Source organism: Streptomyces sp. HNM0574, assembly GCF_012726235.1.
GTDB lineage: Bacteria > Actinomycetota > Actinomycetes > Streptomycetales > Streptomycetaceae > Streptomyces.
In genome coordinates, this window is the sequence record NZ_JAASAH010000003.1 from 65,044 (window position 1) to 78,622 (window position 13,579).

The following is a 13,579-nucleotide window of genomic DNA, read 5'->3' on the forward strand; positions in this document are numbered from 1 at the left end:
GTCCCGCTACAGCGCCCGCGCGTACGCGACGAAGGCGGTCCACGCGGAGGGCGGGACGGTCAGGTGCGGGGCGGAGTCGGGCCGCTTCGAGTCCCGGATGTGCACGGTGTGCGGGTCGCCATCCGTACCAGCGCTGTGGCTGGACTTCCGCCAGTCCAGGGCCACTTCGAGGCAGTTTCCGCCCGAGGTGTCGCTGAAACTGGACTTGAACCACATGAGCTGCTCGCTCATAGCCGCTGCACAATCCCCTCGATGTACTCCGTCGACTCCTCTGCGCTGAGGGCCTGCATCCTGATCGTCCCATGGCGCCGCAGAAGGCTGCTGATGTCCCTCGGGTCCGACGTAAGGCTGCTGGCGGTGTGACCCTCCATGTACCCGTAGCACTCGTCGTCGTGGGTCTCCAGAACAACCAGTGGCCCGTCCAAGGCCGTTGGCGGAACCCGATCCACCGGAAGCACCTGGAGTGAGACGTTCCGCTGCTTCCCCCTCTCCAAGAGGTGCAGCAACTGCTTCCTGTGGACGTCCTTCCCGCCGATGGATACGCGCAGCGCGGTTTCGAGCAGTACGCAAGCCAGCTCGACGGGCTCCTCAGCCGTCGTCGACAGGAGATGCTGACGTTCCACTCGGCCCGCAACTCGACGCTCAACGGTCTCGTCCCCCAGGGGCGGGCAATGTGCGGACAGCAGCGCCCGAGCGTGCTCGGCGATCTGGAGCAGCCCCGGCACATGCCCCATCTCGTATGCCCAGATACACCGCGCCGTGCGCTCCAGCGCAAGAAAGTCCTGCGCCTTCTCCGAATACTTCTCCGGCTCCTGGTACTTCAGTCCCGCCTTCAACTTGCCACCGGCGCCGAAGAGTTCGTCGCCGATGAGGGCCATCTTGGGCGGGCATTTGCGGCGGCCGCACTCGACGGACTTGACCATCTCCAGCGAGTAGCCGACGGCCTCGGCGGCGGCCTCTCTCGCGACTCCGGCGTCCACGCGCCAGAGTCGGAACTGGTTGCCCAAGTAGCGCAGGTTCGCGGGGAGTTCGGCGCTGTCGGCCATGGGGGCGCCCTTTCGGTACATCCCGTACAGAGGGCCTCGAAGTCTAGACATCCGGACGCGGGGGCGTCCGGGTGTCGGGCGAACTCGGCTGTGCCGCGGTGCGTTGCCGGGGGCGGGTGCGCTCGTGGCTCGGGCCTTTTGCGCAGTTCCCCGCGCCCCTTGTCTCGGGCTCGCCCCGCTTCTCGGGCTCGCCCCGCTTGGGAGGTCTGCGCCGAGGCGCAGGGCTGGCAAGCGCAGCGCGGTCACCCCCGCGCGGGGTGCTCAATGCCGTCACCGGACCACCCGTACGCCGTGGCTTGTCGCGCAGTTCCCCGCGCCCCCAAGAGGGCGCTCAGGTGTTTTCCGGGTGGTGGCAGGCGACCTGGTGGCCGGGGCGGAGGGGGACGAGGGGTGGCTCGGTGGTGGCGCACTCCTCCGTCGCCTTCCAGCAGCGGGTGTGGAAGCGGCAGCCGGGGGGCGGGTTCAGGGGGGAGGGGACGTCGCCGCGGAGGAGGATGCGTTCGCGGCCCTCGCCCGACTTGCGGCGCGGGTCGGGTACGGGGACGGCGGAGAGCAGGGCCCGGGTGTAGGGGTGCATGGGGGTGTCGTACAGCGACTGCCGGTCGGTCAACTCGACGATCTTGCCGAGGTACATGACCGCGATCCGGTCCGAGACGTGCCGGATGACGGACAGGTCGTGGGCGATGATCACGTACGTGAGCCCGAGCTCGTCCTGGAGGTCGTCGAGCAGGTTGACGACCTGGGCCTGGATGGAGACGTCGAGCGCGGAGACCGGTTCGTCGGCGACGACGAGCTTCGGGTTGAGCGCGAGCGCGCGGGCGATGCCGATGCGCTGCCGCTGGCCGCCGGAGAACTCGTGCGGATAGCGGTTGTAGTGCTCAGGGTTGAGGCCGACGGTCTCCAGCAGCCGCTGCACCGCCTGCTTCACGCCGCCCTCTGGCTTGACGTTCTGCAGCTTGAACGGCGCGCTGACGATGGCGCCGACGGTGTGCCGCGGGTTCAGCGAGGAGTACGGGTCCTGGAAGATCATCTGGACGTCGCGGCGGAGCGGCCGCATACCGCCCGCGCCCAGGTGCGTGATGTCCGTGCCCTGGAACTCGACCGTCCCGGCGGTCGGTTCGAGCAGCCGCGTGATCAGCCGCCCCATCGTGGACTTGCCGCAGCCCGACTCGCCGACCACGCCGAGCGTCTCGCCCGCGCGCACGTCGAAGTCGATGCCGTCGACGGCCTTGACCGCGCCGGTCTGGCGTTTGAGCACGCCCTTGGTCACCGGGAAGTGTTTCTTCAGCCCGGTCACCCGCAGCAGCGTCTCGCCCGCTTCCGGGCCGGGGCCGCCGGCGGACGTGCCCGTCGCCTGGGTGGGGATGGTCATCTGCTCGTCCTCGTCCTCGCGTTCGTTCCGTCCGCTTCCGGTTCCACGCCGATGTCCGCGTTCACAGCCTGGGGGCGATCTCTTCGGTCCAGATCCGGTGCCGCTGCGACGGGGTCAGATGGCAGGCGGACAGGTGCCGCCTGGCCCCGGGCCCGTCCGTCCCCTCGGCACCGTCCGCCTCGATCACCCTCAGCTCCGGGCGTTCGGTGCGGGTGAGGTCCTCCTTGGGCAGGTCGGCGTACGGGCAGCGGGGGTTGAAGGCGCAGCCCTCGGGCACGTTGATCAGGCTGGGCGGGGAGCCCTTGACGGGGGTGAGCCGGTCGGTCTGCGCGCGGTCGATGCGCGGCATCGAGCCGAGCAGGCCCCAGGTGTAGGGGTGCTGGGGCTGGTGGAAGACGTCCTCGGCGGTGCCGTACTCGACGCAGCGGCCGCCGTACATCACCAGGATGTCGTCGGCGAGTTCGGCGACGACGCCCAGGTCGTGGGTGATGACGATGACGGCCGAGCCGAACTCCTGCTGGAGGTCGCGGATCAGGTCGAGGATCTGCGCCTGGACGGTGACGTCGAGCGCGGTGGTCGGCTCGTCCGCGATGAGCAGTTCGGGGTTGTTGACCAGCGACATGGCGATCATCGCGCGCTGCCGCATCCCGCCGGAGAACTCGTGCGGGTAGCCGTCGACGCGCTTGTCGGGCTGCGGGATGCCGACCCGGTCCAGGAGCTCGACGGCCCGCTTGCGCGCCGTCTTCTTGTCCACGTCGTGGTGGACGCGGTACGCCTCGACGATCTGCTGGCCGATGGTGAAGTACGGGTGCAGCGCGGACAGCGGGTCCTGGAAGATCATCGCCATCTCGCGGCCGCGCAGCTTGCGCACCTCGTCCGGCGGGGCGGTGAGCAGGTCCCGGCCGTCGAGCAGGATCTCGCCGGATATCTGCGCCTTCTTCCGGCCGTACTGGCCGACGGTGTGCAGGCCCATGATGCCGAGCGAGGTGACGGACTTGCCGGAGCCCGACTCCCCGACGATGCCGAGGGTCTTGCCCTTCTCCAGCGAGAAGGACAGCCCGTCGACGGACTTGACCAGGCCGTCCTCACTGGGGAAGTGCACGCGCAGATCGCGCACTTCGAGGAAGGCACCGGAGGCGTCCCCGGCGGCGCCGGATTTCGCGGGCAGGTCTGTCATGCGAGCCTCACTCGGGGGTCGATCACGCCGTACAGCAGGTCCACGACGAGATTCGCGATCACGACGGCGGTGGCGGTGATGAGCGTAACGCCGAGGATCAGCGGCAGGTCGCGCTCGTTGATCGCCTTGAGCACGGCCTGGCCGAGCCCGGGGATGCTGAACGTCGTCTCGGTCAGGATCGCGCCGCCCATCAGCGCGCCGATGTCGATGCCGAGCAGCGTGAGCACCGGCGTCATGGTGGAGCGCATCGCGTGCTTGCCGATGACCTTCGGCTCGGTCAGGCCCTTGGCGCGGGCGGTGCGGATGTAGTCCTCGCCCATCACCTCCAGCATGGTGGCGCGGGTGAGCCGCGCGTACATCGCGCCGAAGAGGAAGGCGAGCGTGATCCAGGGCAGCACCATGCCGCTGAACCACTTGGCCGCGTCCTCGCCGAACGGGGTGAAGGTGTTGCTCACCCAGTTCAGCTGGTACGCGAACAGCGCCAGCGAGATGAGGCCGGTGAAGTACACCGGCAGGGACACCCCGGCGAGGGCGCCGGTCATCGCCAGCCGGTCCCACAGGGTGCCGCGGCGCAGCGCCGAGAGGACGCCGACGGTGAGGCCGATGACCAGCCAGACGATCGCGGCACCGAGCGCGAGCGAGAGGGTGACGGGCAGCCGGTCGGTGAGGACGGGCCAGATCTCCTGCTCGGTCTTGAACGAGTAGCCGAAGCACGGTGCCGAACAGTGCGTGGTGGAGCCGCCGCCCACGTATTCCCGGCCGACGAACAGCCCCTTGAAGAACTCGAAGAGCTGCACCAGGACCGGCTCGTCCAGCTGGAGCTTCTCCCGGACGCCCTCGATGGCCTCCTTGTTGGCCTGCTTGCCGACGAACATGGTGGCCGGGTCGGTGCCCGTCCACTTCGGGATGAGGAAGAAGATGCAGAAGACCGCCAGGATGATGACGACCAGCATCACTGCGACGGCGAACAGCCGCCTGATGAGATATGTGAGCACTGCTCTCGGCCCCTTTGCGGCGCCCGGCCCGCCGCCCCCGCGGGTGCGGGGGCGGCCGGGTCCGGACCGGTGCGGCGGCCTTCACCTGCCCTTCGTGCCGGCGGCGGGTGACGCCGTCAGATGGTGATGTCGGTGGCGGGACGGGTCACTTCACGCCGAGGTTGACGAAGTCGTACCAGCCGCTGAACGCGTCGGACGAGTACGCGTTGGTCAGCCGCTCGGAGCGCCACTGGATCACCTTCAGGTAGGTCAGCGGGAGGTAGTAACCGCCCTTCATGACCTCCTTGTTGACCTCCGCGTACTTCTCGGCCGCCTTGTCCGGGTCCAGTTCGGCGATCGCCTCGTCGAAGCCCTTGTCGATCTTCTTGTCGTCGATCAGGGCGTAGTTGTTGTTGCCGTTGTCGAGGATGTAGTCGCTGTGCCAGAGCGGGACGCCGTAGCCCTGGCCACTGGGGAAGTCGGGGCCCCAGCCGTACAGGACCATGCCGTAGCCCTTGCGCTTGACGGTGTCCGGGTTGCCGACGATCGAGGAGCCCTGGGCGCCGTCGAAGGCGTCGATCTCGACCCGGATGCCGACCTTCTTCAGGGACGCCTGGATCGCCTCGGCGGACTTCATGTCGGCCTTGTCGGTGTTACGAACGGCGAGCGTGGTCTTGAAGCCGTCCGGCTTGCCGCACTTGGCGAGCTCGTCCTTGGCCTTGGCGACGTTCGCGCCGCTGCCGTTCTCCAGCATCCCGTACTGGTCGTCCTTCGGGTCGTGACCGGGGACGACCGGGGGCAGCATGTTCGGCGCGACGGCGCCGCCCGCGAGCGGGCCGCCGCGCGCGGTCTGCACGGACTTGTGGTCGGTGCCGTAGATCGCCGCCTTGCGGCAGTGGATGTTCTCGAACGGCTTCACGCTCTGCGGGAAGGCGACGTACGAGATGAACCCGGACTGCGGGTTGTCCACGTTGCCCTTGTGCTGCTTGAGGGCGGTCTGCCGGCCCTGCACCTCCATGCCGCGCTGGTTCAGGTCCAGGTCGGCGTCCCCGTTGATGAGCCGCTTGTCGCGCTCGTCGGGGTTGGTGATCAGGGTGACCCTGACCTTGTCCGGAAGTGCCTTGCGGAGCTTGTCCGTCGAGCGGTCCCAGTGCTTGTTCCGCACCAGCGTGAGGGACTTGTTCGGGGTGTACGACTCGAACTTGTACGGGCCCGAGGAGAACGGCTTGAGCGTGTACTTGGACTTGGTGTCCTTGTCCTCACGCACCGGCGAGTTCGTCGGCATCGCCAGCATCTGTTCAAAGTCACCGTTGGCTTCCGGCAGATGGAAGACGATCTTCTTGTCGCTGGGCGTCTCGATCGCGTCGAGCCCGCCCTTGTCCTCGTACGGGCCCTTGTACTTGCCGTCCGGGTCGAGGACGTCCTTGACGTAGACCGGGCCGCCGGAGAGCGTCTTCTGCGCCCACTGCCGCTGGATGCCGTACTTGATGTCCTGGGAGGTGATCGGCTTGCCGTCCTCCCACTTCAGGCCGTCCTTCAGCTCGTAGGTGTAGGTCTTGCCGCCGTCGCTGACCTTGGCCTTGCTCTTGGCGAGGTCCGGCTGGAGCTCGATGCTCTTCTGGCCCGGCGCCGGGGTGTAGCTCACCAGCTGGCGGCTGTAGAAGCGCGCGAAGTCGAAGGCGAAGCCGTAGTACATGCGGGTCGTGTCCCAGGAGTCGGCGTCCTGGACCCCGATGAACTTGAGGGTGCCGCCCTTCTTGTCCGAGGCGTTGGCGACCTTGTTGATGCCCGCGTTGTAGCCGGCGCCGCCGCCCCCGTCCTCCCCCGCGCCGCCGCCGCAGGCGGCCGTGGTCAGCAGGACACCGACGAGACCGGCCGAGAGCGCGGCCGCCCTGCGCCGCCGTGACCGGCTCGATATGCGCTGAACTCTCACTGTGTCGCAACCTCCGTGGGTGTCACGGCCCGCCGCCTGCGCGGGCCGGGAGACTGGCTGGTTCAACGGGTCCCCTTCGGGTCCAGCGCGTCGCGCACGCCGTCGCCGAAGAGGTTGAAGGCGAGCACCGTGATGAAGATGGCGACGCCGGGGATGATCATGAACATCGGGTCCGACTCGTAGTACGTCACCGCGTCGGAGAGCATCGAACCCCAGGAAGCGGTGGGCGGCTTGACGCCCACCCCGAGGAAGCTGAGCGCCGCCTCGGTGAGGATGTTGGTCGGGATCATGAGCGTCGTGTAGACGGTGATCGGCGCGACCAGGTTCGGCAGCAGCTCGCGGGTGATGATGTACCGGCGGCCCGCGCCCAGGCTGCGCGCCGCCTCGATGTACTCGCGCTCGCGCAGCGACAGCACCTGGCCGCGCACGATCCGGCCGATGTACGGCCAGCCGAAGAAGCCGATCACCAGGATCATCACGAGCAGCCGCACTCCCGTACCCGTCAGGCCCAGGAGGTTGTTCGGCATCACCGAGATCAGCGAGATGATGAAGAGCAGCTGCGGGAAGGCCAGCAGCATGTCCATCACGCGGCTGATGACGGCGTCGAGCCAGCCGCCGAAGTACCCGGCGAGCGTGCCGAGTACGGCGCCGAAGACGACGGCGACGAAGGCCGAGAGGAAGCCGACGAGGATCGAGACGCGGGCGCCGTAGACGATGCGGGCGAGGATGTCGCGGCCGCTGACGGGCTCGACGCCGAGCCAGTGCTCCGCGCTGATCCCGCCGAGCGCGCCCTTGGGGGTGCTGAACAGCGGGTCGATCAGGTGCTCGTTGCGCACCTCGGGCGACTGGCCGGTCAGTGCGGTGATCAGCGGCGCGAAGATCGCGACGAGGATCAGCAGCAGGACGACCGCGCCGCCCGCCAGGGTCACCTTGTCGCGCTTCAGCCGCTCCCAGGCGATCCGGCCGAGCGAGCGGCCCTCGATCGCCTTGGCGCCCGGCACGGGGCCGGCCGGCTCGCTGGTCCCGGTCGCCGTGGACGTGTCGTGCAGTGGTGCCGTCATCGCCTTCGAGAACCCCTCCCGGGCCGGTGGTGACCGGCCCAACGCACACCGCTGTGGCGGCACGTTCACAAGCAGTTCGTACACGAGGCCGATGGCGCTGGCCCTATGGCCGGGGAGTCTTCATCGGGCTCGCGATCACTCGCCAGCCCCCTCCTGGAAAGGATGCGTAACCGTGATGTGGACACGCGCCCCGCGGGGGCGCGGGGAACTGCGCGAAAAACCACGGCGGCGCCGCACCCGAAGAAGCGGGGTGAGCCCGCGATCAGGGGCGCGGGGAACTGCGCAAAAGGGGCGCGGGGAACTGCGCGAAAAGCCACGGCGGCGCCGCGGCCGGAGACGTACGGGGCCCGAGAAACCTAGTAGGCCCGCGGCGGCGGGTACCCGTACCCGTACCCCCCGGTCGGCGGCACCGGCGCAGCCGGCCCCGCCCCCGGCGCGTCACGGTCGAAGAAGGGCCGCGAGTTGCGGCGCAGCCACATCGTGACGGGGTCGTAGTCGTCCGCCATGGAGACGCTGGAGACGGGCAGCCCCTCCGGCGCCGCCGGCACGGACTGCCCCATCATGTGCTGCACCGACTCGATCGCCTGCGGACTGTTGTCGTACAGGTCGAGCCCGATGGCGAGGTACGGCGCCCCCAGCGCCGGCTGCACCCAGCAGCGGCGCAGCGAGCGGACCACGGGCGTGCGGTGCGCGTGGTGCGCGAGCAGCGCGTAGAACTGCGGGATCTCCAGGGTGGGTTCGCCCAGCCGCAGCGGCCCCGCGGGCAGCCGGTCGAGCCCGGAGGCGATGCGCCGCAGGTCCAGCCAGGGGATGCCGACGCCGCCGCCGGGCGCGTGCGGGTTGAGCCAGATGCCCCAGCGCTCGGGGAAGAGGGCGGCGGCGATCTCGCGTCCGGGGACGATCTCGTGCGCCCGGTCCCAGCCGGAGACGGCGAGTTCCTGGGCCGAGGTGACGCAGGGCGCGTAGCCGTACCCGGCGACCTCCATGTTCCCGTACTGGGCGTCGGGGGAGCCGGCCTGCCCGTTCCAGAGCAGCATCCAGACCTGCCCGGCGGCCAGTTGGCCGAGCAGCGCCTCGTAGGTGTCGTACTGCCCCGGTGACATCTGCCGCAGCAGCTGCTCGACGCCCGCTCCCGCGCTCACGTGGCCACCCTTCCCCTCGTCCCCTCGGTCCCGCCGCGGCCGTCGCAGGTCCGGGGCCGTCGGCGCTCGCTCAAGTCTCCGTCATCGTGGTCGTCCGCGCGGCGCACCCCGGCGCCCCGCCCCGCCATCCAACCAGCTTACGAGGCGGCCCGGCATGCGTCGTGAGTACTCAGCCCCGGCCCCCCGAAGGGGTGCCCCGCCGCGGTCTTTCAGGTCTCGCGGGTGTGGAACGGGCGGACGCACTGCCGCATCCAGTCCACGACCGGGTCGTTCGCCGCGTCCAGCAGCACCAGTTGGACCGGCCACTTCACGGGGCAGCGGCCCAGGGCCCGGCCCAGCGCGTCGTGCGCGGCCTGCCGTGCCTCCGGGTCGAGCAGGTCGAGCTCGACGCCGACGAACAGCGCGGGCGGGTCGCCCTCGGTGCTGGCGAGCGCCCGGCGCGCGCTGCGCACGTAGGACAGGACGGCGAACTCGCCCGCCGCGGCGGCGAGGAAGTCGACCGGCTCCTCCTGCCAGTCCGGCTCGAAGAGCCGCACCCGGGCGCCGCGCGCGACACCCCAGGACGCCTGTTCCGAGGGCGAGTTGCGGCACAGCTCGGCGACCGCCTCGGGCGGCAGCGGCATCCCGACGGTGCCCTCCGGATTGACGACGACGCCGACGCCGGGCGGCAGCCCGCGCGCGAACTCCCGCGCGGGCGCGACGGTGAAGGACATGTGCGAGCCGACGACCTGGAGGAACTGCGCCTCGGAGCTGAAGACCGGCACATGGGGCGTTCCGCCCAACTGGACGGTGGGCAGGTCGAGGTTCGGGCTGTCGGGTCCGCCGCCCTCGGGGAGCGGCACCCAGACGCTGTTGCGCGCGAGGACCTCCAGCAGCCGGGCGCCGGCACCTGCCGTGCCGAGGGAGGCCGCGAGGGTTTCCTCCAGCTCGTTGCCGGGCCAGCCTCCGCCGTGGCCAGGTCCGTACTGCTGCGGAAAGGTCATGACGGCCACCCTAGCCGCGCTCCCTCGCAGGTCCGCAGGCAGGCGTCGGTACCGCCCCGGGCCCCGGCCGATAACCCGGTTGGTCACCGATGGCGACCGTCCGGTTGCGGGGCGCAAGCGGCCTGCCAAGGGTGGAACCCGTCCCCATCAACCTGTTTTCTCGGAATTCCGGGAGGAAATCACCCCATGCGTGTCAACAGGACCGCCTCCGCCGCACTCGTCGCCGCCCTCTCCGGCTCACTCGCCCTCGGCGCCTCGGGTACGGCCTTCGCCTCCGCCGCCGGCCCCGACCGGGCCTCCGCCGCGGAGGCGTCCCGGGCGGCGGAGACGACGACCGCCCAGCAGTTCCGCGTCGTCGAGCACCTCGGCGAACTCGCCCGCCTGACCGGCCACTTCGGCCGCATCGCGCAGGAGGAGCGGACGACCAGGCAGCAGCTGGAACCCGTACGCGTCCAGCTCAAGGAGCGCGGCAGGCAGCTCCTCGACGCCGTCGCGAAGGCCGCGCCGGAGAACCGCCCGGCGTCGGCGCCCGCGGACCGGCGGGTGCCCGCACTCGCGGACTCCGTCCGGCAGTTCGGGCAGACCGTCGACCGGGCCGCCGGCGCCGACCGGGCGACCGAGGAGCAGCGCTCGCGCGCGGTCGCCGGGCTCGTCCCCGCGCTCTCCTCCGTCACCGAGGCCGCCGCGCACGAGGCGGGCCTCCCGCGCGACGCCGTCCGGCCGCAGCAGGCGCAGCAGCCCTCGGGGGCGCAACGGCCGGGCGACCAGGAGCAGTTCACGCAGCAGCAGCGGGAGCAGGCCGAGGAGGTCCGGCAGGCGCAGGCGGGCCTCGTCCCGCTCTCGGCGGGCTCCTCGGGAGAGGGCCGGAAGGGCCCGGCGAAGCCGGTGCCGGGCGCGGACAAGCTGCTGAAGCAGACGCAGACGCTGGACAGCACCAGCGATGTGGTCAACGACGTCTCGGAGCTGGTGCGCGACGTGCTCAAGGCGGACAACGGCAAGCTCTCGCCCGCGAAGCTCAAGGAGCACCGCGAGGACGTCAACGCGTCCGTGGACAAGGCGAGGCGCGCCGCGCCCGCACGCGCCGCCGGCCCCGCCGCGGCCGATCTGCGCGCCGAGTCCCTGGCCCAGTTGAAGGCCAAGGCCCTGGCGCTGCTGAAGACCTCGACCAAGGGCGACGTGAAGAAGACCGGCGCGGCCGCGAGGGCGACCGTCAAGGCGTCGGTGGACTTCATCGCCGGGACGCTCAGCAGCAAGCAGCTCCCCAAGGCCGACCTCTCCGGCCTGAAGGAGCAGGGCCGGGCCGGCAGCGCGTCACAGCCGGCCGCCTGACGTCCCGAACGCCCGTGCACGTCACGGGAGTTCACGTACGCGGCCCGTCGTCCGCACCCGGGCGGCGGGCCGCGTGCGCGGCGTCCTCAGTCGAAGACGACGGCGTCCAGCGCCGCGGCCGAGGTGCGGTCGAGCAGCACCACCGAGGCGAATCCGGCGGGCAGCCGGCCCGCCTCGGCCTGCTCGATGAGCCGCCCGACGGCCCGGCGGTGCCGCAGGAAGGCGTACCCCGAGACGCCGCGCCCGCGCTCCGCCTGCCCCTGGAGCGCCGTCTGCGGCGAGACGTCCAGCAGCACCAGGTGCAGGGCGCGGCCCCGCCTGCGGGAGTCCCGCGCGAGCCAGTCCCGCACCCAGCCCTGGGTGCCGCAGTCGTGCACGACGACCCCGCCGCCCGAGGCGAGCGCCCGGCGCAGCGAGGCGTAGTGCGCGAGCCGGGCCAGCGGACGGTAGAGCCCGTACGGCAGCCAGGAGGGCAGCCGGGCCTCCCAGCGCTCACGGGTGTCCTGCGAGTCGATGGTGTGCACGGGGGCGCGGCCCGCCGCGTCGTCGGCCTCGCCGGTCAGCGCGACCGTGCGCCGGATGAGGGTGGACTTGCCGCTGCCGGGCAGACCGGAGACGACGACGCGGTCGCCGGGCGCGAAGCGGAGGGTTCTCCTGGCCGCCGAGCCCCTCAGGTCGCGCCCGGTGGCCGGCGCGGCTGCGGCGGCGGCCGCCGCGGCCCCGCCCCCCGCGCCCGTCGCGTAAGCACTGCGCAGGCTGTTCACCTGATCGCCCCTCCCGGTTCCGGCCGCAAGAGCGCGGCTCCGGTCCGAGAGTGTCAAGAAAGGGTAATGCGCTTCAAGACGGTTACCTGTCGTAGGGGAGGTCCGCTCCCGGCGTTCGCGTGCCATGATGTACCGGCCAACTCCATACAGGCCGCTTGTAATCCGCGCGGGAGAGTCCCCGGCTGCAGATGCTCCGGGGCGCCGAAGGAGCAAGATCCTCCCTTGAATCTCTCAGGCACCGATACCGCGCAGGGTGAGGCAGATCTGAAAAGCGGGCCGCCGCACAGCGGTCCCACCCAAGGTGCAAGCCGGGTCCCTCCCGGCGAACCTCTCAGGTTCCGATGACAGATGGGGAGGACATCCGCGTCACTTCCCCGGGTCCGCCCGGGGCTCTCCACCGGGAGCCTGACTGACATGACCGACACCGCCACACCCCGCAAGACGGCGCTGGACGCCACGCACCGCGCCCTGGGTGCGACGATGACCGACTTCGCGGGCTGGGACATGCCGCTGCGGTACGCGAGCGAGCGCGAGGAGCACCAGGCGGTCCGCACCCGCGCCGGCCTCTTCGACCTGTCGCACATGGGCGAACTCACCGTCACCGGCCCGCAGGCGGGCGAGCTGCTGGACTACGCGCTCGTCGGCAACCTCTCCAAGCTGAAGTCCGGCCGCGCGCGCTACACGATGATCTGCGACGAGTCCGGCGGCATCCTCGACGACCTGATCGTCTACCGCCTCCAGGAGGAGACCTACCTGGTGGTCGCGAACGCGGCCAACTCCCAGGTGGTGCTGGACGCGCTGCGCGAGCGCCAATCCGGCTTCGACGCCGTGGTCCGCGACGACCGCGAGGCGTACGCGCTGATCGCCGTCCAGGGCCCGGAGTCGGCCGGCATCCTCAAGGGCCTCACGGACGCCGACCTCGACGGCCTGAAGTACTACGCGGGCCTGCCCGGCACGGTCGCGGGCGTGGAGGCCCTGATCGCCCGCACCGGCTACACCGGCGAGGACGGCTTCGAGCTGTTCGTCGCGCCCGGTGACGCGGTGGCGGTCTGGGAGGCCGTGACCGAGGCGGGCGCGGGCGTCGGCCTGGTGCCCTGCGGGCTCAGCTGCCGCGACACCCTCCGGCTGGAGGCCGGCATGCCGCTGTACGGGCACGAACTGAGCACGCGGACCACGCCGTTCGACGCGGGTCTCGGCCGGATCGTGAAGTTCGAGAAGGAGACCAACGGCGGGCGCTTCGTCGGCCGCGAGCCGCTGGAGGCCGCCGCCGAGCGGGCCGCGTCGAACCCGCCGCGCAAGCTGGTCGGCCTGATCGCCGAGGGCCGCCGGGTGCCGCGGGCCGGTTACCCGGTGGTGGCGGCGGACGGCACCGTCATCGGCGAGGTCACCTCGGGCGCCCCCTCCCCCACCCTCGGCAAGCCCGTCGCGATCGCATACGTCGACCCGGCGCACGCGGAGCCGGGCACGGCGGGCGTCGCGGTGGACATCCGCGGCACGCACGAGCCGTACGAGGTCGTGGCGCTGCCCTTCTACAAGCGGCAGCGCTGACGCCGCCGCGTCCCCCCTGTTCCCTCCGTCACCCACCGTCAGCGCGTCGGCAACACCCGCACAGAGCCGGGCATTTCCGGCGGACCAGTGGATTCCGGCTGCCCGGGAAAGGTGTGCATACCCGGGTGGCGTGATGCCGCACTCACTCGTTGTGGTATCCGGAATACCTGGAGTTCCCGCTGGGCACGGCCTTGGACTGGGTGGCGTCCCGGCTGCCGGACCCTTTTCCTTCCGACCTCACGCATGCAGG

The 13,579-nt window shown here is 70.9% G+C and carries 12 protein-coding genes and 1 riboswitch; of the genes, 2 read left to right on the forward strand and 10 right to left on the reverse strand.

From position 1 onward, the window contains the following. Positions 1–6 precede the first annotated feature (6 nt). The 9 genes from HCC30_RS07075 to HCC30_RS07115 all read right to left on the reverse strand — a co-directional run bounded on the left by HCC30_RS07075 (position 7) and on the right by HCC30_RS07115 (position 9,688). Entirely contained in the window at positions 7–231 is a 225-nt protein-coding gene (locus tag HCC30_RS07075; RefSeq protein ID WP_169441479.1) for a DUF397 domain-containing protein, read from the reverse strand. Next, positions 228–1,046, reverse strand: a complete 819-nt coding sequence (locus tag HCC30_RS07080) for a DUF5753 domain-containing protein (protein WP_169441480.1) — start codon at positions 1,044–1,046, stop codon at positions 228–230. Before HCC30_RS07080 ends, HCC30_RS07075 begins: the two co-directional genes overlap by 4 nt. 331 nt (positions 1,047–1,377) lie before the next feature. After that, positions 1,378–2,418 (reverse strand): dipeptide ABC transporter ATP-binding protein, encoded by a 1,041-nt coding sequence (locus HCC30_RS07085; RefSeq protein ID WP_169441481.1) that lies wholly within the window; start codon positions 2,416–2,418, stop codon positions 1,378–1,380. 61 nt (positions 2,419–2,479) lie between these two features. Continuing rightward, a complete protein-coding gene (locus HCC30_RS07090) occupies positions 2,480–3,595 on the reverse strand; it encodes an ABC transporter ATP-binding protein (RefSeq protein WP_169441482.1) in 1,116 nt (371 codons plus the stop codon). Continuing rightward, a complete protein-coding gene (locus HCC30_RS07095; protein WP_169441483.1) occupies positions 3,592–4,590 on the reverse strand; it encodes an ABC transporter permease in 999 nt (332 codons plus the stop codon). The genes HCC30_RS07090 and HCC30_RS07095 overlap by 4 nt, the downstream gene beginning before the upstream one ends. A gap of 145 nt (positions 4,591–4,735) precedes the next feature. Further along, positions 4,736–6,487 (reverse strand): ABC transporter substrate-binding protein, encoded by a 1,752-nt coding sequence (locus HCC30_RS07100; RefSeq protein ID WP_169441843.1) that lies wholly within the window; start codon positions 6,485–6,487, stop codon positions 4,736–4,738. A gap of 77 nt (positions 6,488–6,564) precedes the next feature. Next, the gene (locus HCC30_RS07105; protein ID WP_169441484.1) at positions 6,565–7,563 is read right to left on the reverse strand and encodes an ABC transporter permease; all 999 of its coding nucleotides are present in this window, start codon (positions 7,561–7,563) and stop codon (positions 6,565–6,567) included. A 356-nt stretch (positions 7,564–7,919) separates the two neighbouring features. After that, positions 7,920–8,666, reverse strand: coding sequence for an enhanced serine sensitivity protein SseB C-terminal domain-containing protein (locus tag HCC30_RS07110; protein WP_169441844.1), 747 nt, complete (start codon positions 8,664–8,666; stop codon positions 7,920–7,922). A 248-nt stretch (positions 8,667–8,914) separates the two neighbouring features. Beyond that, on the reverse strand, positions 8,915–9,688 hold the full coding sequence (locus tag HCC30_RS07115; protein WP_169441485.1) for an enhanced serine sensitivity protein SseB: 774 nt from the start codon (positions 9,686–9,688) through the stop codon (positions 8,915–8,917). A gap of 186 nt (positions 9,689–9,874) precedes the next feature. Between HCC30_RS07115 and HCC30_RS07120 the strand changes: the two genes are divergently transcribed. Beyond that, positions 9,875–11,017 carry a hypothetical protein gene (locus HCC30_RS07120; protein ID WP_169441486.1) on the forward strand — a complete coding sequence of 381 codons (1,143 nt, stop codon included), beginning with the start codon at positions 9,875–9,877 and terminating at the stop codon, positions 11,015–11,017. An 86-nt stretch (positions 11,018–11,103) separates the two neighbouring features. On the opposite strand, the gene HCC30_RS07125 is transcribed toward HCC30_RS07120, so the two are convergent. Then, positions 11,104–11,781, reverse strand: coding sequence for an AAA family ATPase (locus HCC30_RS07125; RefSeq protein WP_346776527.1), 678 nt, complete (start codon positions 11,779–11,781; stop codon positions 11,104–11,106). A 157-nt stretch (positions 11,782–11,938) separates the two neighbouring features. Beyond that, a riboswitch (glycine riboswitch) is annotated at positions 11,939–12,038 on the forward strand. Between the two features lie 157 nt (positions 12,039–12,195). On the opposite strand from HCC30_RS07125, the gene gcvT reads away from it, so the two are divergent. Continuing rightward, complete coding sequence (gene gcvT / locus HCC30_RS07130) at positions 12,196–13,329, forward strand: glycine cleavage system aminomethyltransferase GcvT (protein WP_169441488.1); 1,134 nt, start codon at positions 12,196–12,198, stop codon at positions 13,327–13,329. The last annotated feature ends 250 nt before the right edge of the window (positions 13,330–13,579 follow it).